General features: G+C 37.3%; 14 protein-coding genes and 1 pseudogene. 1 reads left to right on the forward strand and 14 read right to left on the reverse strand.

What is annotated here, in order from left to right; genetic code table 11:
* Window positions 1-618 precede the first annotated feature (618 nt).
* Window positions 619-726, forward strand: coding sequence for a hypothetical protein (locus ASU00_RS26290; RefSeq protein ID WP_236712755.1), 108 nt, complete (start codon window positions 619-621; stop codon window positions 724-726).
* A gap of 363 nt (window positions 727-1089) precedes the next feature.
* Here the strand turns inward: ASU00_RS26290 and ASU00_RS26950 are convergent.
* The 14 genes and pseudogenes from ASU00_RS26950 to ASU00_RS16020 form a co-directional block, all read right to left on the reverse strand.
* A pseudogene (locus tag ASU00_RS26950) lies at window positions 1090-1173 on the reverse strand (hypothetical protein); the annotation flags it as partial.
* A 71-nt stretch (window positions 1174-1244) separates the two neighbouring features.
* Window positions 1245-2138, reverse strand: coding sequence for an ROK family protein (locus ASU00_RS15960; RefSeq protein ID WP_057914468.1), 894 nt, complete (start codon window positions 2136-2138; stop codon window positions 1245-1247).
* Entirely contained in the window at window positions 2116-3051 is a 936-nt protein-coding gene (locus tag ASU00_RS15965; protein WP_057914469.1) for an ROK family protein, read from the reverse strand. The genes ASU00_RS15960 and ASU00_RS15965 overlap by 23 nt, the downstream gene beginning before the upstream one ends.
* A gap of 61 nt (window positions 3052-3112) precedes the next feature.
* Window positions 3113-4519 (reverse strand): glycoside hydrolase family 1 protein, encoded by a 1407-nt coding sequence (locus ASU00_RS15970; RefSeq protein ID WP_057914470.1) that lies wholly within the window; start codon window positions 4517-4519, stop codon window positions 3113-3115.
* An 81-nt stretch (window positions 4520-4600) separates the two neighbouring features.
* Window positions 4601-6052, reverse strand: a complete 1452-nt coding sequence (locus ASU00_RS15975; protein WP_057914471.1) for an ABC transporter substrate-binding protein — start codon at window positions 6050-6052, stop codon at window positions 4601-4603.
* A 39-nt stretch (window positions 6053-6091) separates the two neighbouring features.
* Complete coding sequence (locus tag ASU00_RS15980; protein ID WP_057914508.1) at window positions 6092-6946, reverse strand: carbohydrate ABC transporter permease; 855 nt, start codon at window positions 6944-6946, stop codon at window positions 6092-6094.
* Window positions 6947-7135: 189 nt separating this feature from the next.
* A complete protein-coding gene (locus tag ASU00_RS15985) occupies window positions 7136-8020 on the reverse strand; it encodes an ABC transporter permease (RefSeq protein ID WP_057914509.1) in 885 nt (294 codons plus the stop codon).
* 235 nt (window positions 8021-8255) lie between these two features.
* Window positions 8256-9764: a response regulator transcription factor gene (locus ASU00_RS15990; RefSeq protein WP_057914472.1), complete on the reverse strand. Its 1509-nt coding sequence runs from the start codon at window positions 9762-9764 to the stop codon at window positions 8256-8258.
* A gap of 1 nt (window position 9765) precedes the next feature.
* The gene (locus ASU00_RS15995; RefSeq protein ID WP_057914473.1) at window positions 9766-11583 is read right to left on the reverse strand and encodes a sensor histidine kinase; all 1818 of its coding nucleotides are present in this window, start codon (window positions 11581-11583) and stop codon (window positions 9766-9768) included.
* Window positions 11584-11724: 141 nt separating this feature from the next.
* Window positions 11725-14859 carry an alpha-mannosidase gene (locus tag ASU00_RS16000; protein WP_057914474.1) on the reverse strand — a complete coding sequence of 1045 codons (3135 nt, stop codon included), beginning with the start codon at window positions 14857-14859 and terminating at the stop codon, window positions 11725-11727.
* A gap of 23 nt (window positions 14860-14882) precedes the next feature.
* Entirely contained in the window at window positions 14883-15527 is a 645-nt protein-coding gene (locus ASU00_RS16005) for a YesL family protein (RefSeq protein ID WP_057914475.1), read from the reverse strand.
* Window positions 15528-15594: 67 nt separating this feature from the next.
* Window positions 15595-18291: an endo-beta-N-acetylglucosaminidase gene (locus tag ASU00_RS16010; RefSeq protein ID WP_057914476.1), complete on the reverse strand. Its 2697-nt coding sequence runs from the start codon at window positions 18289-18291 to the stop codon at window positions 15595-15597.
* Between the two features lie 37 nt (window positions 18292-18328).
* Entirely contained in the window at window positions 18329-19657 is a 1329-nt protein-coding gene (locus ASU00_RS16015; protein WP_057914477.1) for a glycoside hydrolase family 125 protein, read from the reverse strand.
* A gap of 5 nt (window positions 19658-19662) precedes the next feature.
* On the reverse strand, window positions 19663-22380 hold the full coding sequence (locus tag ASU00_RS16020) for an alpha-mannosidase (protein WP_057914478.1): 2718 nt from the start codon (window positions 22378-22380) through the stop codon (window positions 19663-19665).
* Window positions 22381-23030 lie beyond the last annotated feature (650 nt).

Below are 23030 nucleotides of genomic sequence, written 5' to 3' on the forward strand. Positions count from 1 at the left end.
ACTCGACGAACAGAAATCTGATACTAAGGCTCTATGAAGGGATAAAACTCCTAAGCAAGTTAAAGTCCAAAAGATGTGCGTAACTTTGTAGGGTAAATTAGGCGAGTAAAAGAGGAAAGATAGGTGTCTTACCCTGGGTGGTCTTGCGGATGTACAGATGTACAGTCGAAAAAGGTTTATCGCAAGAAGTCAGCAGAAGCCATAGTAATGATATTAATTTCATGAAGGGATGAACAATTTATAGTGTTTCAACGCCACGAATGCGCAAGTGACGAACTCCGAATGTGTTAATGGTGAAAGTATGAGCGTACCTCAAAGGATAACCAAAAATGGAGCTATCACTTACTACGTGAGAGGAAAGGAGAAACGAGTGTGGAACTTTTAGAACAAATTCTACGTAATCAAAATATGAACGAAGCCTACTTACGTGTTTATAAAAATTAGGGTGCCAGTGGTGTTGATGGAGTAACAGTCGAAGAACTGAAGCAACATCTTAAAGAGAATAAGGATGAGTTGCGTCAGCGCATCAGAACAAGAAAATACCAACCACAAGCTGCCTTAAGAGTGGAGATCCCAAAAGAAAATGGAAAGATACGCAAATTGGGAATACCAACAGTAGTGGATAGGGTTGTTCAACAAGCCATTCATCAAGTTCTCAGTCCACTATTTGAAAAGCCATTTAGTGAATTCAGTTACGGTTTCAGACCAAAAAGAAGTTTAGCTTAAGGCCCATAGGGAGGACAACTAAAAAAATTCACTCTCATATGTCCAAATATTCCGAAGAAAAGGCCTTCCAACAGTAAGCAGTGGGAGGCCTTCAACTTTAAAGATATTCACATGTTTGGTGAGCATTCTTTCTGAACCTCGTTAAATCCTTTATTAGATTACTTCATGCCGCCCATATTTCCACTACGTAACATGTTTAACGCGAGTTAACCTATGCTAACTAAACGGCGTTATCAAGCATTTTCTTATGAATGGAAATGTAATATCTTTAACAAATTTAATGGAGTAACACGAGGTTGTGTTACTTTTTTGTTACTCCATTTTTGTCAATAGGGAAGTTGATTTAGTGCTGACATACCGATTTGGATGAGCGGAAATTGCCCAACATTCTCCTGTAATTGCTGAAGGGATTTCATAGCCAAAATGGTCATAAAGAGCTGTTCCACCCTAAATGAGTTCTTGTACAACCAGTTTTAATTTGCATAGGTAAAAGAGGATAACTATCTTATAAACGCTCCCTATTTTTGATTCAAGAAATGAAATAAGGCTCCAATTAAGTTTGCATCGTTTTCAAATTTACAAGGTTCAACCGTAATATCCAATGTAGAGATATCATCCTTCAATTGTGCCAATTCATTATTTATGCCTTCAATCACATCCGGGCGCTTGCTGATTCCCCCACCAATTAGGATCTTTTGGGGATCTAGTATGTACTTCAAATTATAGATTCCCATTGCCAGTTTCTTATATAGGTTGGTAATGCATTCATTCGCAATTGAGTCTCCTGCTTCCGCCAATCGAAATATTTCTTCTCCGTCCAACGTTCCCTTTACTAGAGATTTTCTCATTTCAACTTCTTCTACAAGTGAATTTGTCGATGCAACTTTGCTCCAAGTTGATTGTAGAGGGCTCTTACATGATTCTCCCATTATCATGTACCCAAACTCACCTCCGTGAAGAGTAGCTCCACGTAAAATTGATTGGTTAATCACAACTCCCCCGCCAATTCCAGTACCAATTACAATACAAATGTAGAAATCAGTTTCTTTCGCTGCACCTAACCAGCCTTCTGCCAAAGCCGCACAGTTTGCATCATTTTCAACGGACACCTCCAGACCTGTTCGTTCCTTTAGTTTTTCTGTCATATAAACGCCATGTATAAAGGGAATAGCACTTGCACCGCCAACAAACCCTGTTTCCACGTCTACGGCTCCAGGCGAACTTAAAGCGATACCTTGAATGTCAAACGAATTCGAATAATGATTAACTTTTTCGGTAATTTGATCTAAAAATATATCTAATCCTTCTTTAGGAGTTGGAATCTTCCCACATTCCAGTTTCTTTGATTTATCATCCATCACCGCATACTTTATATAAGTTCCGCCAATATCAAACACCATGTAAGCTTTCATTGTCATCCCCTTCACTTACTTGCTGCGCCAACAGTGCCGCTCCGATAACACCAGCTTTTGTTCCTAACGAGGCACATTCAATTTGTATTCTATTACGTATCTGTGGATATAAATAATCATTTACTTTTTCAATAAGATTCGGCATTATATACTCTTTTGATTGCATGACTCCCCCGCCTAACACAATCATATGGGGATCAATTGTATGAACAATATTGGAGATTCCTTTTGCCAAATAAGTTAGCATCGTATCAACAATCTCCTTCGCTTCTTGCTGACCGTTCATCGCCAAAGTAAACACTTCACCTGCATGTCCTGTTAAACCTAACTTTTCTTTTCCGAGACGATGCACAGCAGTACCGCTTGCCAAAGATTCCAAAGAGCCAATATTCAAAATATGATGCATTGGACCATCTTGATTAATCATCATGTTACCCACTTCACCCGCACAGAAATTAGCTCCTTGAATCAACTGATTGCGATATACATATCCTCCGCCGATTCCTGTACTGATCGTCATATAAAAAACAGATTCTTTTCCTTTGCCTACCCCAATCGTTGCTTCCGCTAAAGCAGCTGCGTTGGCATCATTATCGAGCACTACTTTTTTCTCTAAAGCTTTTTCTAACATAAGGGCTAAAGGAACCTCATCCCACCCAGGTAAATTGGGAGGGTTTAAAATAATACCTCGCTTCGAATCTAAAGGACCTGGAGCTCCGATTCCTATCGCTTCAATATTTCTTTTCTGTAACAGCCCCTCGCATATTTTAATCATGTTATCGATGACATGATGTGGTCCTTTATCACTTTCCGTTTTTACATTGACCTCTTCTATAAGTTTGCCTTCCAATGATACAACCGCAATTCTCAAGTTGGTCCCACCCAAATCAATGCCAAGAAGATACTTGTCCATTCACTTCACTTCCTTCGTGATATCCTGATAGAACAATTGCTCATTAGCGCTCTTCTAATAATTAAAAACCATTGTTTTCAGATAACTCTTTGTACCACTTACCTGATTTTTTGATTGTACGCTTATAGTTTTTATTTAAATCTACTTCTACTAGTCCGTATCGGTTCTTATATGAATTTAACCATGACCAGTTATCCATAAATGTCCATACATGATACCCTTTTACATTGGCACCTTCGTTTAGTGCTTTATGTATCCACTTTAAATGATCTTCGTAAAAGGTAATTCGGTAATCATCCTGAATCATTCCACTCTCATCCTTAAAGCGTTCTTCGCCTTCAACTCCCATCCCGCTTTCCGATATGAAACATTCAATATTTCCATAGTTTTCCTGGATGTTTTTTAAAATATCGTAAACACCCTTTTCATAAATCTCCCAGCCTCTGTATCGGTTCACCTTTTTCCCTGGCATGTCATAATGATCAAAGTACCGCTCTGGCATGAATGGAGCATTGGGATTCGGAATATTTTCCTTCGCCTTAACTCTTCGTGGTTGGTAGTAATTAATCCCTAAAAGGTCAACTGTATTGTCACGGATAATTTCCAAATCTTCAATTAAATACTTAGGTAAGAAGTTTTCCATCCTTAACATGTCGATTAGCTTCTCAGGGAAGATGCCTTTGACGGATGGATCTAGAAAGGAACGGTTAAATAGCAAATCCGCTTTGTCAGCAGCATCTAAGTCAGCAGGGTGATCACTCCTTGGGTACGAGGGAGTAACATTCAGTATGATCCCAATTTTCCCTCCTAGCTCTTTATCACGATATGTCTTAATTGCTTTTGCGGAAGCTAATACAGAATGGAACCCAACTTGAACAGCCTTTCCAAAATCACAAACTGCTGGATAATGATGTCCATATAAATAACCGCATTCAACAGGTACGATTGGCTCATTATGTGTAAACCATTTCAGCACACGGTCTCCAAAGTTCTCAAAACAAGTAGACGCATATTCCACATACGCATCAACTACAGAACGGCTTTCCCAACCACCCTCTTTTTGCATAGCCATAGGCATGTCAAAATGATAAAGATTCACAAAAGGCTCAATCTTATTTTCTAGTAAGGTGTTAATGACGGTATTATAAAAGTCAATCGCCTTTGGGTTCATTTCTCCGCGACCCATAGGAAACATGCGAGACCATGAGATGGAAAAGCGAAAACTGTTATGTCCCGTTTCTTTCATGAGCCGTATATCGTCAATGAATTTCGTATAAAACAGGGAAGTGTTTTCAGGTCCAATACCTTCGTAAAACCGATTTGGTTCTGTTTCATACCAGTAGTCCCATATATTCTTTCCTTTACCATCTGCATCTGAAAATCCTTCCATTTGTGTTGCAGATGATGCAGATCCCCACCAAAAGTCATTTGGAAACATGTAAGTATTCTTTTCTACCTCTGCATTCATTTCCTTATCCTCACCTTCCCTTAAAAGAAATCAGTCGGAAAATTAATTTTCCGACTTAGCTCCCTGAATGAAATCTACATGTTATCTTTCTTTTTTCCATTCATCATATTGTTTTTGAATTTCTGCAAGCACTTTATCTAATCCAGCTTCTTTAAACTTTTTATTAGCCTTTGGCAGATATTCTTCAGGGTCAACACTACCAGTTAATAGCGGAGGTGCAAATTCATTAGCAACGTTTGCAATTGCCGCGATTTCTGTACGAACAGGATTTGTATCAAAATAGAAACCTAAGGTTGGCGCTTGAACAGAATCATCATTGAATTTTTTGAACGCTTCCCATTTATCTTCAGGATCATTTTCATATAACTTAAGTATGAAATGGTTTCCTAGGGAGTAACTTGGCATGTTATAGTTCTTCACACGAGCTGGAAGATCTTTGATTTTACCGTCGTCATCCTCTTCATAATGCACACCTTCGATACCTCTATCGATTAAGTTACGAAGGTATGGATCTGTATTTAATAGATTTAAGAACGCCATAGCTTTCTCGGGATGTTTGGACGTTGCTGAGATAGCTTGGATAGACCCTGTTACAGAGTTATTAAATGTGATCGGATCATGCATGGATTGAACGGCTACATTATAACCTGCAGAACGAGACCATATTAATTCCGCATATGGCTGATACATTTCTTTACGTACAAACCAGTTTTGCACTTCTAACGGCCAAGGATCTGTACTTGTTGCTGCATCTGCTTTTATATAACCAGCTTTATAGAATTCGTGCATTGTTTTTAACGTTTCCATCATAATATCTGTTTCAAAGATATTAACTATCTTTCCTTTATCTCCTTCTAGAGGAAAGGCAAACGGCAATTCGTCTTCTAATACATAATCAAATGGTAAATACGGTTTGAAAGTTGCAATTGGCGTAAAGTCTGGCTCATTTTCCTTAACTGTTTTCAATAGGGGTTTTAAGTCTTCTAAAGAGTTAATGCTTGAAATATCCATATTGTATTTATCTACTATTTCCTTATTAAATACGTACACACTTTGCTGACCTACTTCTTTGTTAGAAGGAATACCATAAAGCTTGCCATCAATTTTGGCCCCTTCTAAATACGCTGGATCAATTGTTGCTTTTAATTCTTTTCCATGTGTGTCAAGGAGCTCATTTAGATCTTTAAATGCTCCTTTTTGTGCATTTAACACATAGTTTCCACCAGCCGTATAGGCAATATCAAAAGATTCACCTGAAGCAATCATAACTTGCATTTTTTGATCATAATCGCCCCAGTCGATTTGTCTCATTTTAACGGTTGCGTTAATTTTTTCTTTCGTGTACTTACTTACTTCTTTCATTACTTTATCAACATCTTTTTGAGGTGTTCCAATCGTGTACCATGTAATTTCATAAGGTTTTTCATCACCGGCTTTACCGCCTGTTTCATCTGAGTTTCCTCCACTACATGCAGCTAAAAATGTAGATAAACATAATAAGAGTACTAGAATAATAGAGAACTTTTTATTCATTTTAACTCCCCCCTTTTATTTGTTTTTTTCTAAAATCACTTATTCCTTAACCCCACCGATTGTCAATCCATTAACAAAGTATTTTTGGAAAAATGGATAGGCGATCGCTATTGGCAAAGTTGAAATAACAACCATTGCCATTTTGGCAGCATCTTGAGGCACTGCACTTAATAAATCATTTTGAGCACCGCCTGCTAACGAATTTTGCCTTAAAAATTCTATGTTGTTTTCAATCTTCATCAACATCGATTGCAATGGCACCAAGTGCGGTTCATCAATGAACAACAATGCATTGAACCAATCATTCCAGTAACCCAATGTACTAAAAAGGGCGATTGTCGAAAGACCTGGTAATGAAAGCGGAGCAACGATCTTGACAAAGATTCTCAATTCACTTGCTCCATCAATTCTAGCTGATTCCAAAATGGATTCAGGTACGGACCTTTGGAAAAAGGTTCTCATAATTAGAATGTAAAATGCATTCATTGCAAGTGGTAAGATCAATGCCCAAATAGAGTTACGCAGATGTAAAAACTGAGTTGCTACTATATAGAAAGGAATTAGTCCTCCACTAAAAAGCATTGTAAAGAATGCGAAGAAAGTAAAGAAACCGCGATATTTGAATTGCTTTCTAGAAATGGCATAGGCGTATAAAGCAATCATTATGACACTTACAAGGGTACCAAGCACCGTTACTACAATCGTTATAGTATAAGATTGCAGTAATTGATCCTTCATTTGCCACAAATATCTATAGGCTTCAAAACTCCATATTTCAGGGAGCAGCTGATATCCATTCCGAGCCAAGGTTTTCTCATCAGTTAAAGAGATGACGATTACATATAGAAATGGAAAAATACACATGATAGAAAATGTTCCTAACAAAATATTCATGATAAGATTAGGAAACCCGCTTAGACCATGTGGTGTGTACTTTTTCTTCCGCTTACTTTCCCTGTTAGGTTGATTTATTTGGATTTGAGCATCGCCTTTATTTAATGGCGTAGGTTGAGAGCTATTATGATTAGTCATCATTGTCATTTGCCACAAAACTGCGGCCACCCTCCTTTCTCTCTCGATTTTTTAAAATAGGGCATATTCTTTATCAACCTTCTGAACAAGATAATTTGTCAGCAACACTAATGAAAACCCTACAATTGATTGGTAAAGACCAGCGGCAGTACTCATACTAATGTCACCCATTGTCGTTATCCCTCGATATACATAAGTATCTATAACGTTTGTTACTGAATATAACGGACCTGAATCACGAGGAACCTGAAAAAACAGACCAAAGTCTGCACTAAAAATCCTGCCAACGTTTAAAATGGTTAAAATAACGATGAGCGGTGTGATCATCGGAATCGTAATATTGCGAATCTGCTGCCACTTATTAGCACCATCTATCATAGCGGCTTCGTAATAGTTTTTATCAATCCCAACTATAGCTGCTAAATAAACGATGCTTCCATAACCAACACCCTTCCACATGCTCGTTAGAACGATAATAAAAGGCCAATACTTTGCTTCGTTATACCAGGATATAGGGTCCTCCACTCCAAACCATACAAGTATATTATTAAGCAGTCCTCTATCTACGCTCAGAAACGTGAATACGAAATAACTAACAACAACCCATGATAAAAAGTGTGGAAACAGCATGCCTGTTTGGTAAACTTTAGACAACTTCTTATTTGCTAGCTCACTTAGAACGATTGCTACAAACACCGCTAATATAAGCCCTACAACGATAAAGACTAAATTATATAGAACGGTATTTCTTGTTATGATCCAGGCGTCATTTGTATTGAATAAAAACTTGAAGTTCTCGAAGCCAACCCACTCACTATTTAGGATACTTGCAAAAAAACCATTAGGATCATATCGGAAATTTTTAAAGGCAATGACTGTCCCAAACATCGGAAGATATGAAAATAACAATAGCCAAATGGTTCCTGGTAAAACCATGAGGAGCCACACTCGATTCTTATAAACATCTTGGAAAAAACTCTTGATACGATTCACAAAGCCCCTCCTCCTTTATATTGAAAACCCTTACATATCTATATTAAGAAAAAGTCAAAAATGTATAAAGTTAACAATATCAAGATTTACTGTACTTATTAAACATTTGATAGTTCATACAGTATCTTTTAGGATCGGAGGCACTCCTTAAAAGAAAAAAATCCCGAATGACGGGATCCTAAGATTTGATATTCATTGTTCTCCAAGCTGATGGTGTAATCCCCACCGCCTTCTTAAACTGTTTATAAAAATAAGCAGAATCCGAATAGCCAACTTGCTTTCCAATTATACCAGCCTTTAAATGAGTCCCTCTCAACAATTGCTTTGCTTTTTCGAGTCTTAAATGATTAATGTACTCTGAGAAAACTAAGCCGGTTTCTTTCTGAAAAAGTTGTCCTAAGTAAATAGCATTTATATGAAATTTATAGCTAAGTGTTTTTAAAGAAAGCTCTTCATAAAAGTGTTCTTGAATATATTGAACCACACTCTGAATAATAGGACTTCGATGCTCCGATTTTTGTTTCAATGTTTTAAAAATCACTTCGATAAACTCAATAATAATGTCTACCAACATCTCAACTGAATAGGCCTCTAAAATTCGCTTTACAATACCTACTGTTTGATTACCTGCATGTGACGATACATCTTTTTGTATAGACGTAACTATATCAATAGCGAAACCTCTAATTATAGTAGGAGCAACCTTCTTGGTCGATTTATTAATCTCATCAAAGGCACCTTTGATCCACAAAAATGCCTTTTCCCGTTCTGAGCCAACGATATATCTTTTTAGTTCATCCAATTCAATCGAAGGAGAAAGGCTCGCTTGCGTATACTGCCTTATTAATTCATCTGTTATGAGACCACTTTCTTTAAGCACTAATCGATAGCTAGATAACTCTTTTGCTCGTTGATAGCTCTTATACAATTCACTTGTGGAGCAAACAAATGATCCAACATTAATGTGATACTTTCCAGAAACATACCCAGAAAATAGCCTATTCATTTCATCGAGTTTTTTATTAAGGGCATCTTCACAATTAAACGAAACTACAAGAATCAGTTCGCCATCTGGATTAACAATACAGACAGATTGAAATAACTCCTCGACTCTTTTTCTGAAAAAAGAAGATTTTTCATGTTCAATCTCATCTGAAATTTGCATTAAAATGACAGCTAGCTTCTGACCGTTAAACTCCAAACTATATAACTCTACTCTCTCACGCCATTCTTTTGCATCGATGTCTTGATTAAGACATCGCCAAATTGTATTATCTCTTAAAATAGTATAGGCTTCTTCATTATTGGTAGATTTCTCAAGTTTCTCTATACTATTTTGCAATGTTGAAATGAGCTCATGCTCATTGACAGGCTTTAAAAGATAATTTTCAATTCCTAGCTTCATACCCTTTTTCACATATTCAAATTCCTCGTATCCAGATAAAACGATATATTTTGTATTAGGATGACGTTCCCTCAACGTACTAATTAACTCTAGTCCATCCATTATGGGCATCATGATATCAGTTAATAATATATCAACCTGACACGTTTCTAACTTTTTGATAGCCTCACTACCATTAGAAGCTTCACCAACCACTTTAAGTCCGTAATCTTCCCACGGTACCAACGCTTTCATGCCTTCAATAATAAATGGTTCATCATCTACTAAAAATACTCGATACATGTTATATCTGTTCCCTCCTACCTGCTGGAATTCTAACTTCTACAATAGTCTCTTCCCCTTCTTTACTGCTAATCTGAATTCCAAAATCTTGTCCGTATTTTAGTTGAATTCTTTGATGAACATTACTCAGCCCAATCGAGCCCTCGGATGTGGTGTTTCCTTCCAATAATTTAGTTTGGATAGCCCATAGTTTATCTATCGGAATGCCTTTGCCATTGTCTTTTATTACGATTTCTATTGACCCACCAATTCTTTGCACTTTTATTAGTAATTCATTATTACTTGTTTCTTTTCGGAAACCATGAATCAAATAATTTTCAATAAGGGGTTGAAGGGTAAATTTGAGCATCTTTTCGTCTAAACAATTTTCTGGAATCTCGTACGTTACGTGTAAGCGGTTAGAATATCTAATCTGATTTAGACCTATAAACTCTTTAGCATGTTGAATTTCATCAGAAATTTGAACGATTTCTTTACTACTTAACGAATAACGAAATAATTGTCCTAAACTATAAATCATATTACTAGTTGGTTTAGATCCGTCTGCTATAGCTTTCATGCGAATAGCTTCTAACGTATTATATAGAAAATGCGGCTGGATTTGTGACTGAAGCGCTTTCATTTCAGCCTCTCTTTGCCGGATATTTAAAACATATACATCTTTAATATACATGTTTAGATCATCTAACATATCATTGAAACTTTCCGATATGGCTGTTAACTCGTCTTTTCCCCTACTATCAGGTATTCTAATTTGCAAGTTTCCATCTCGAACTTCGTGAATGGCAGTTTCTATTTTTTTAATTCTTTTAGAATAAGATCTCATGGCAAAATAGGTTACAGCAATTGCTATACAAGAAAGTGAAACGGTAAATAATAACATATACCTATGAACAATCGTCACTTTCTTAATATCATCCTCAGGCATGAAACCTACATATAAGTATCCACTGTGGTCATCAGCCAGTGTATTAATATAGTAGTTTTTTCCTTTCCATTTTATTTTCTTAAAGTTTGTTTCAAAGGATATATCTTTCAATGGTTCTGGAATGGAACCATCTTCTGACGAGTAAAGATAATCACCATTACGTTGAAAAATATGGACTGTTCCTTTAAACTGGGATTGCCTCAATCGGACCAAATCTTGGATTCCCGCTGTATCATAAAAAACCGTCAGATCGCCTAATTTCTTAAGTGTAGCAGGATCATTGATGGAACGCGATATCTGAATATTGTTGAAGATAGTCCTATCTTGTTCCCACTCAACCTGCTGGGTTTGTAAGTCTTGAGGATAAACAGGTAAGCCTTCCTGATTGCCTTTTTTCTGCTCTCTCTTATCACTATATTTATTCCATCTATAATGGCTATTTATATATTCATACTTTGTACCTGGGCTTACACTTTTTAAACTCACAGCATTAATATCAGGGTCTTGGCTAAAATACGCTTGAAAAAAAGTATTAAGATTGTTCGGAATAAATGAAGAGTTTTCACTGTAATTATCTAGTCGATAAGCTAAATATGAATCATAATCATGCTGCAAGGCGAATGCAATATCGTTATAAATCAGATCTGTTTTTAAATATAATTGTTGCATAACATATTGTACATGCTCATCTTTTTGTTGGAGATAAGATTCAACCCGTTCTAGCGTTTCTGTACTTGCGTCCATTTCTTTCTGAATGATTACTTCCGTATAATATCGTGATAATACTAGTAGTAATAGAAACATTGTTAAAAGGATTATTACAGAATAAGTGATTAAAATTTTGCTAAACATCTTATTCGTTAGCCGTCTTATCATATTATTCAAGAACATCCTTTATATCCTCCCGTGATGACTTGCTATCTCAAAGAACATCCCTTATCTCCTTCCATGCAGATTACCTAACTCAACTACCATTTTACTGTATTTTCTGTCGGAAAGTGAAGTTGATCCACCGTCCGACAGAGGGATATGTTATCCTATTTCATCATGAAAATAGACTAATATTGTTTTTATTTCATACGGTTTGATTTCTAAGTCGATTGGTTCGGTTTGTTTCTTACTATCAACTTGTTCCATCAAGTTTGTTTCATACCATTTTTCAACGTTTCTTGGGAATTCAATCAAGACATTTCCGCGCCGTCCTTCATACTCATGAAGGCGAATAATTACTGCTTCATCGCCCTCTTTTTTCTTTATCGCATCGATCTTAACATGATCGTTATTCACATTCATAAACGAGCTTTCTGCTGGTAAAAAGCGACCCTTCACTACCTTCAAGCGATTATTTATAAACCAAGCTTGCTTTACTGTTTGCCCAACTCTCCAATCTCCCTGATGAGGCAGCAGTGAATACGTAAACTCATGTTCTCCTTGATCTGCGGTTGGATCAGGGTAGATTGCCGCTTTTAGTAACGATAACCGTATCGTTTGATCTTTAATGTCATACCCGTATTTGCAATCATTTAACAAACTCACTCCGTACCCTGTTTCAGAAAGGTCTGCCCACTGATGTCCAACAGTTTCAAATCGGGCCATATCCCAACTCGTATTCCAATGTGTTGGTCTCTTAACATTACCAAATTGAATATCATAAGTTGCTTCGGTAGAACGAATATCAACTGGGAATGCTGCCTTCATTAACTTACGTTGCTCATGCCAATCTACTTTTGTTTTAAAATCAATACGCCTATTCTGAGCATAGAAAATCATATCTTGTTCAACCACAGAACTTTGATACTTCCATTTCGTCCGGATGACAATACGAAGCGGGCCATTTTCAACAACTTCACTTGATACGACTTCACGGATTTCCTCCATCTTTTCTTGGTAATACAAATCAATATCCCATGCATCATGTGCTAGCGGTTTATCTTCAAAAATTTGAATGATGTTTCCTTTTCCTTGTTTTGCAAGTACTTCACGCCTAGCTTCCTTATCGAATATACGAGTCAGTTGAATGGAGTCATTCCATTCAACTAGATAAAAAGGTGTTTCCAACAACATTCCCTGAATAAGAAATGGTGTTTTATTTTCTACCATAAGATCTTGTATGAATCGAATTTCTTCGGCACCGAATTGTTTGGTCTCCTCTAATTCAACAAACCAACCATTATCAGTGCGTTGGCTATTTAGAATAGCACCTGAACCTGATATCCATCCTCCAACCACATCATTCGTTTGATCGTATGGGATGAACACACTTTGTTGTTCTTGCCAACTCGTTGCATTGAAGACTGTATACGTTCCTTGTTTAGGTTCTATGAACTCATTGAAATTATTCCGATCTATTTCGAGTTGTATATCTTCTGCTTGGTTATATTCCATTTTTGCATCTTCATATACTTCCTTAATCGATGAGCCAGGAATAATATCATGGAATTGATTTCGCAAAATAATTTTCCAACCTTCATCAAGCTGCTGCTTAGGATATTTCGCCCATGAAGACACTAGAGAGTTCCACACAGACAACCATTCCGACTCCCTATAACTCAACTCGAGCTTACGATTCATTCGTTTTGTATATGCTTGACTTGTATAGGTCCCCCTGTGGTATTCAAGGTACAATTCACCGTCCCAAGTGTGGACATACTCATTTGAATTCTCCATATTTTCGTGTAACTTTTGAAAGTACTCTCCAGCTTTTGCCGTTTTTACTTTTGGCAGTCCTGGCATATTCTCAAATCTGCGACGCAGCTCTATCATCTCTCGATTGACGCCTCCACCGCCATCACCATACCCATAGGAAAGAAGTAAATCTTGGTTAACATCCTTATTCCGGTATGAATTCCATGTACCGTTTACAGTCTTTGCGGTAATCAGCCCATTATATGTATAAAACCATGAATCTTCCGAATTCCAAGGTTCTGGAGTGGTTACAAAATGAGTCAGGATTTCTGTCCCATCAATTCCTCGCCAATTAAACGTATCGTTTGGCATACGATTGTACTGATTCCAACTTATTTTAGTTGTCATAAATGTATCGATTCCCGACTTTCTCAAAATTTGTGGTAGTGCCCAGCAATACCCAAATACATCTGGCAGCCATAGATACTTGCAATCTACCTCAAATTCCCTTTTGAAAAATTCCTTCCCATACAAAATTTGTCTCACTAGTGATTCCCCGCTAGGAATATTACAATCTGCTTCTAACCACATTGCCCCCTCCGTTTCCCAACGACCTTCTTTTACACGCTTTTTAATATTTTCATAGATTTCTGGGTAGTCCTCTTTAATATATTCATATAACTGTGGCTGTGTTTGGAGAAAATAATATTCAGGATATTGTTCCATTAATCTTAAAACAGTAGAAAAAGATCGAGCAGCCTTTTCACGTGTATGTTTTAAACGCCATAGCCACGCAACATCAATATGTGTATGACCAACACAATGAATGGTCACAGGATGATGTTTTTCGATTTCGCCAAGACTTTTATTCAATTCCACACTAGCAATCTCACAACTACTAAAAAACGCTTCATCACCTGGTTTACTCCAATTTATTTTTAGAAAAGCTTGATTCAATGCTTTTATGATTGCATGCTTTTCTGTTCGGTCATCATCAAGTTCTATAATTGTTTGCCACGCTGCTAAGGATGTATAATATAAATCATCTACAGCTTCGTCTAACCAAGCCACTTTAGCCATCTCAAGCGTATACGTTTGCTCCTTTGGCTCTCCACCACCTTCAAGTCCAGACCAAAGTCTGAAATCTAATTTCACAGTGTTACCTATTTCGGTTGGTGGAAAAAATACTTCTTGATGGTTAGAGTCAACACCTTGGTATGGATTTCCATTTAAGAATAATAATGATTCGAATCCGGAATTATTTCCTCCGCCTGTACGTCCAAAGTCAAATAAACCAACTACTTTTCTATCAGCCCATTCCATCGGAAGTTCAACATCGGTATGTAGCCAAAGATACCGGTCTCGCCCCGTCCATTGCTCTCTTAGTTGTAAAGTCGATTCACCCTTTTGCATAGGAGGATATGTGCCTACTACACCCTCATCCTCCATTGTACTAAAATGACCAATCTCCATTCCATCCCGATAGCGGTACTGTGCCAATTCTTGTATTCTTGCTTCTAGCTTTCTTTCCACTAAAAACATATACTTCCCCTCCCATTATTATATTAATTTATACTTTCCTCGATCTTCATCTGTTTATTTACGTGTGATTGCTGTTGTTCTAGGTTTTTAAACCTTTTTATGCAAACATTCATAATCCAATATGCAGGTAGTACACCTGAAATAAATGGTATAAGTCCCGGCATATTCGTGATTAAATAGCCAATAAAAAACAAACCAATACAAATCATTAATGTGGAAAAAGGACTAATAAGCGAAATGATAAATGATTGTTTTATGTAATCCTTTAGTGAGTAATGATAATGTACATACAGAGGGAAAAAGTGAACAATAGCATTCAAAAATAAAAGAATGATAAAACTAATAAAGACATAAAGAATAACGGAAAACGTTCCTTCCATGCTTTCAGCAATTCTTAAATCGACATATAAAAAAAAGCCAATTACTGTATAAATCAGCCCAATGCAATTTGAACGGACAAATTCTTTTTTATAGGTTTCTTTAAATGTTTTCAATAAGGAAATATCCAGGTCCTTCATCTTCCACTTTCGTGTAACAGCGAATAAAGCGACAGTTGCCGGCATAATCCCAAAAACACCTAATCCAGCAACAATAAATACAAACCAAAGAATATTCGTCCATACTAACCTAACAATCCAATCACTTACTTCTTGTAACATTCTCCCCATACTTTTCATCCCCTACCAATATGATAAAAGGAAAGAGGGAAAATCCCCTTTCCGATTATGATATTACTTAATATCCATATGCTTCGAATTCGAATATTCTAATTGCTTGGTCTCCACCTTGTGTTGGTTGTTGGACAGACAGGCGAATATATCGAGCTTCTGTCGTTTTAATGGAATGTTCTGAAATAGCATCTGTATTATTTGTGGCATTTACTGCGTTCGTCCAAGTTTCACCATCATGACTTACCTCAATTGTGAAAGCCCTCGAATTAAAGGCAGCTGGCTCTCCGCCTGCTTCAGCATGTTTAACAACAAACTTTGATAGATTATAAGCCTCACCCAAGTCCACTTGTAACCAATGATTTGCACCAATTGCACACCATTTACTATTATTTGTCACGATTCCATCCATTGCATACTTTGGTCCTTCAGAAGGGCTGCATTGACCACTAGCAGTTGCTGTTTTGCTTAGAGCAACGTTAGTAAGGTTTTTTGCATCTTTTGAAATTGTAATAAAGCCTGCTTTTGTGAGGGCATTTTCTCCCTCGCTATTTTTAGCGATTAGGGTAACGGAGTACACTCCTTCTTCTTCATACTTTACAACTGGATTATTCTCAGTACTTATTGAAGGTGTACCACCTTCAATCTGCCATTCGACTTCTTCTGTCGCTTCAGATGAATGGTTGAAAAACTGGATTTCTTCACCTGGCGCCGCGACTGTTTGATTTACGCTAAAGTCTGCCTTTGGTCGTGGGTATGCAGGCCATTTTAACATTACCTTCGCTGCTCTGCCTCGAACAAAATCAGTAGTTACAGCTACGATTTCTAGAGTAGTTGCTGTTTCTTTACCACTTCTGCGTAAATTCGAAATATAGTAGGCATTGTTTGGAACTGCTCCGATAAATTCTTTTTTACCTTTAGGAAGGTTGCGATAAATTTCATAATGCTGAATATCACCTTTCACTGGATTCCAAGATAAATCTAAATCAGCATATAGTCCTTCCGAAAAAGATGGATTTTTCACCTTAGCTTTCGCTGGTATAGCCGGGACTTCATTATCCTTATGTTTTTTTGTAACTTTAATTTCTCCGATGTTGATTTGATAATCTTTTATTGCTTCTTCACTCTCAAAAAATAGAGAAATCGCCGCAATTTTCTTCCCTTTATATTTGTTTAAGTTAAATGCTTTTTCGACCCATTGATCTCGACTATTTTTCTTTACATCAAAAAACACAAAATCATCAGGTTGATCCACAAAGCTTATACCAAGCTTCATGTTAGGCTTTTTCACATCAGTTTTGTAAGTTACAGAGATCTCCGTATCCTTTTCAACTTGTAGATTCGTTTTGTAGAGTTTTACATGTGTCGCATTTTTTTTCGTTAGGTTACCAGAAATCTTCAAAGAGCTACCACCGTAAAATGCTGTATCCCAATCGAAATCAACATTTAGAGACTCCCCTTTACTATCCTTTAGCCAACGCCATGTTGGTAAAATATCTTGTAAACTACGATTATTCCATTCTTCTTTACTTTGTGTAGCACCATCTACTGCAAAGAATTTCCCACTACCTGTATTAAAATGGGTGATAAACGGAAGCTCTTGAATCACCGTTTTTGCCGTAAAATAGTGAGCCATTCCTTTCCAGTTTCCATTTTCACCTGTCTTGCGAGGATCCCCAGCTTTTCCAGTCCAAAATTCTTGTTCTTTCTGATAGAACGCTTCCATTGTTTCAGTTGTTTTAAAAGCCCAGTCTGGACGGTAAATCCCTAAGGAAGTTAAAGGTTTTTGTCCTTCTGGGAAAATGCCATTCCAGGGAATGTTTGTCTTAGTTCCATTTGCTTCTACATCAATGCCCGTATATAGGTCATATGGACTTCTACCAATTTCCAATGCCTTATCATGAGAAGCTTGTTGATTCGTCCACCAGAAATTCAAAAACATACTGTCGGAGATTCTGTCATGACCATCTTGTAAGAACATCTTATTACGATCTGTTAAGTGATTTTGCCAGTTAATTGATCCGTTTTCTACCATTGAGTCATACCACATAATGTGCATGTCTTCTTGCTTATTGTCTTGTAGGTATTTTAAAAACTCTTTCGTTTTTTGTGCGGTTTCATTATTTCCACCTGCTGTTTCTTGGTTGATAAACCAGCCATCAAATCCGTAATATTTGGCAACTTCTAAAAGTTTGTCAGCAGCAGGAAATGACCCATCTTCACGCTGTGTAAGCATTTGATCCACCCATTTCTCTTGTCCTCCGTAAGCTATTGGTGGAAAGAAAATAGTACCTAAGATGGGAACGCCATTTTTATGAGAAGCATCAATCACATCAGCGCTTGGAGGAGTAATAATTCCTTCTTCGGCAGAACCCGCCCAATACACCATTAAATCAACATACTGCCAGTAGCTAAATGTATTGGCAAAAAATTTATTTCCCCCTTGAGATGGAACCCCGCTCGTGTTGGGATTTAATGCCGATAATGCAACCAATTTAGCTTCTGCCTGAGATGTTTCATTCACATTGAAAACAATTTCTCTATCAGCTAATGGAACAGTACTTTTGTTATATACAGCATCTGAATCATTTTCTGGACTCCATTTTAATAATGTTTCAGGAAACCAATAGGATGATTCCGGCTGTTTTGCAAAACCAGCAGCCGGAAGTACACAAACTAAAAGCAAACCTAAGAACGCAGCGACAAGACCATATCTAATTTTCAATAAATCCCCATCCCCTGTTAGTAAGATTATTTTATCCATCCTCTGTAACAACCAAGATGCGGTACTGTGACTATATTTAGATATTGTTTTCTTGTAGCTTTTTATAAAGCGGACTACCCTTGACTGCAAAACCGCATAAACTTAATACAAATTCACTAAACATCGAATTCGCCCATGAGAACCACTCTCTCGTAAATTCTTCTGGTTGGTCTGCATTGAAGCCCTCATGCATAAATCCAGTTCCGCCATCAGATTGCTTCATCTCTTCCAAAATTCTCTTTTTATCAGAAGCATCTGTAGCTGTCATCCCCTCAATTGCTAATGCAATATGCCATATATAATGATCGGGTGTATGAGGACTACCAATTCCATTGGCCACTTTTCCTTCATAAAAGTAAGGATTATCTCTACTTAATAAAAAGCGGCGAGTATTCTGATAGATGTTATCATCAAATTGACACCAGCCCAGATAAGGAGCTGCTAGTAAACTAGGGATGTTCGCATCATCCATAAGATGATATCTTCCCATCCCATCCGTTTCATAGACATATAAATCTCCATAAATCGGATGTTCTAACACTGCATGTTCTTCTATTCCCGTTTTTATCTCAGAAGCTAGTCGCTCACATTGCTTTGCAAGACTTTCATCCTTTAAAACTTCTCTACAAATTTCTGATGCATAACCTAGTACTACTACCGCAAACATATTTGCAGGTACCAAATAACCATATAAGCAAGCATCATCACTTGGTCTAAATCCACTCCAAGTCATTCCTGTTCTCACAGTTTTAGATCCTTTCCCATCTCTGTTCAGAGTATCTGATTGTCTTACATCCAATCTTTCAAAGCTATATGGTGATTCATCCTCATGATTTTGTTCCACTCTCCAGACATTCAAAATCTTGTTCAATGCTTTTACAAATGTGTCATCAAAGTAGGCCGTTCTTCCAGTTGATTTCCACAAAAGATAAGAAAGCTGAATTGGATAGCAAAGTGAATCAATTTCATATTTACGTTCCCATGTCATTGGGGACATATCAGTTTTATCATCTTGATGGCCATTTCCATTAGCGGTTTCATTGAATGCATTTGCATATGGGTCATGAATGATATAGATCATTTGACGACGAACAACACCTTCAATTAATTTCGCCATTTCTTCGTCGTTTTCAGCAGCAAGTAAATATGGACGTACTTGGGCAGCTGAATCTCTTAACCACATAGCTGGAATATCACCAGTAATGACAAATGTTGATCCATCTTCTTGTGGCTTTAGTGTTGTTTGATACGTATTAACAAAACATTGTTCAAACATTTCCTGAAGCTTTTTATCTTCAGGAAAATTCTCCTTCACCTTTTCAATTAAATAAGTTAGTGATTGTGGGATTGTTTTCTCAGTGTTCATTACCTTCACTCCTTCGCTTGCCAACCAAGGCTAATAATTTCAAACGGTTTTACTTTTTCTTGAACTTGCGTATTTTCTAATGGTTCTTTCACATTCTCAACGATAGTACTCTTATAGCTTTTCGTACCATGCATTGGTTGAGCGTTTACCATTGTTTCTTTTTCAGATGTGTTAAACCATCGAGCAATTACATCATCTCTTTCCTCCGCTAGCTTAATAGAAGAGATTGCTAATGATTTACCTTCCCATGTAAAAAATGTCTTTTCGGTTGGAAGTACCCCCTCATGTACATCTGTTTGTACAGTAATCACAGGCACTTGGAAGTCATACGCCTCTTTGAATACCTCTGACTCAACCACTGTACCTTTGTGAGGGATAACCATCCATTCCGCTTGGTACGTACCGATACATTGAGCCTCTGGTGTCGGAAATAGACCCCAATCCCCTAACTCAGAAGTTGAACGGAGAATCGTAACGGCTATTGTTTGTTGTTCCTCAAGGATTTCATACTCATGTAATCCTTTATTCGCAATTGTTATCCCATGCTTTCCATCTGTTACACTTACAAAAACCTGTTGGTGATGATCGAAACTAGGATTGTCCCACTCTCTTTCAGGTATATTAGGACGTTTTGCCACTTCAAAAATACTGTCTGCATAGTGTTCATTTGTACTTAGATTAGTCGGAAAAAGAACACGTAGACGATGATCCTTTGCTTGATTTTCAATTGTAACCTTCACAGAAGGCCCCTTCGCTTTTTGATCTAACTGTATTTGGGTAGTTAAACGAATTTTTACATTTTCAGAAGATCGACCTGATAGCCGGTCCTTATGCCAAACTAATAGCTCCTTTTCTCGTTGAAACTGTTCATCTGCCTCTTTTGGAATCTCCCACTCATGAACAAGTTCTATAACGGAACGTAATGAATGGTCTTCAACTACTTTTATCTCCGCTTTTAAATCTTTCGTTGTAAGTGGAACTTCACCGTTTGGCTTCCTAAACATATATTCGTTACCAAGGTCCCCGCTATTCTCATAGATTCCTAGATTTTCGAATACTTTACCAGTCTGTTTATCAGTCAATGTATACGAACCATTTTCATGAACAAACAAATGAACAAATTCATTCTCCAATTCACGAGCACATCGATTAATCGATGGCTGTTCATTCAACTTCGTTTCCTTGGCCGGTTTGAGATAAAATGTTTTATATCCATAGCCCGGAAGAGATTGAGCTAGGAATGTTAATTTGATCAATCTTGCATAATAGGGACGTCGGAAACCATCTCCTGGTAACTCATATCCAAAACGGGTACCAAGGTCCATTGTTTTACAAACCTGTACCTTACCACTTTTATCAACCAAATTTATATGAGGTAAATCCTTCGAACCAAGGAAAACTGGAATCTCTGAAAAAGGCATATCTGAAAAATAGACTTTTTCTAGTTCAATTTCCTTTTCAATAACCACATCTCGTGTATTTCCAGATGTGTTAAAAACAACTACTGGAATCATTCCCTCATCAACAAAACTTTGTTTTGTTGAAATATGAGATACAACTTCATTAACCTTATCCTCGATAATAGTTGAAGCAGTCTGTTGCACCTTCTCGAAACGAGTTACCATTTCTCGATGTACTTCATCTACACTACAACCGCAAATACTGTCATGTGGATGGTTTTCCATCAAAGTTTTCCATGCATACCGTAAGTAATCACGTGGATATTCATGACCAAGGAAATATGAAAACACAGAAAGTGGCTCAGCCACTTTTTCTAAAAGTGTTTGACACTCTTGATTCATCTGCTTTAAATAAATACGGGCAGAGGCTGTATTTACAAGAGTTGACCACCCATCTGTACGTTGATTCCGCAGTTCACCCGTAATCGTCTGGAGATGTTCTGGTAAAGATTCCTGAAGTACTTCCATATAATCATCAAAATTTGAGTGTACAAACGTGATATCCGGAAAAAGTTCTTCAGCCACCTTGATTGCTTCTCCTATATCCACTTGAATTGGCTGATGATCACAACCATTCATGAAAAGAAGATTTGATGTTGAAGAATATTTCTTGGCATCAGCTAGTTTTGTTTCCCAATACTTTTTCGCACTCTCTCTATCTACTGGTACCTCATTGCCGTTGGAATACCAATTCGCAAACAACACACCAAGCACCGCCGAACCATCCGGCGACTCCCACTTAAGTTCTGAAAAAGGCGATTCAAATGATTTCGCATCGCTCACCATATTATTGAATCCGGTTGGTTTTACACCTCTCCCAAACGCGGCAGTATTAATATTAGCTTGCTGAAGCATTTGAGGCGCTTGCCCGTAAATGCCGAATGTATCTGGGAAGTACCCTACCTTTGACACAGCACCGTATTCCTTTGCAGCTTGTAATCCATACAACATATTTCTGACATTCGCTTCCGAGCTTGTTAAAAATGCGTCCTGTAACACATACCAAGGACCAATATGAATCTTTTTTTCTTGTATTAGCTTTTTAATCAATTCTTTTTTATCAGGACGAACTTGGAAATAATCTTCCAAAATAATCATTTGTCCATCCAAATGAAAACTCTGAAAATCCCCCCCCTTTTCAAACAAATCGATAAGTGTATCCATCAACTTCACTAAGTAGTAACGATGCTTTTCAAAAGGCATATACCATTCACGATCCCAGTGGGAGTGAGAAATAATATGCGCAGTAGTCTTAAGTTCCATTTTGTTCCCCTCCTATATCTCAATTCTTCGACAGGATAGTAGCCGCAGCACCCTTTATTCCCGTCCATGTACCATGACGCTTTTTCTATCTTCAGTAAGGTGTAAAAGGTAATTGATCATTTCCTACTAGCCATTAATAAAATTCTGGCTGTTCGATGATGGCACCACCACCTAATACAAACAGCTAAGGATTTAATACTTGATCTGCATGAGTCGGCATTAGGAAAGCGCTATCAATATTTCGTACCAGAGGATAACCATGCCACGATTTAGATTGTGTGGATTTAGTACGTTACTTGTTTCTAATCTAGCAGAGTCGGAGTACCTATACCGATTCCTGTGGTGGTTGGGAACTGTTGCATTGATTTCTAATACACACGATCAATCATGTCGGTAGCGTAACCTGGTATTTTACTTAGGTCGGAAATACATGTGCTGTTAAGACGTCTCCACCCTCTTGTACAAATTCAATTGCTATATTCGTTCTTCCAATATCATGCCTATAGCAGTTTTCATGTACAATCGCCTTCTTCTATTTTTCTTCACATTAACGATATGTTTCATCAAGTCAATAGTCAATCACCACAGAGAAAGTGATAAGCTTTTTCCATATAATCTAAAATTTATGCATATCTTATGAGAGTGTATTT

The organism is Peribacillus muralis (assembly GCF_001439925.1).
In the GTDB taxonomy this organism is placed as follows: domain Bacteria; phylum Bacillota; class Bacilli; order Bacillales; family DSM-1321; genus Peribacillus; species Peribacillus muralis.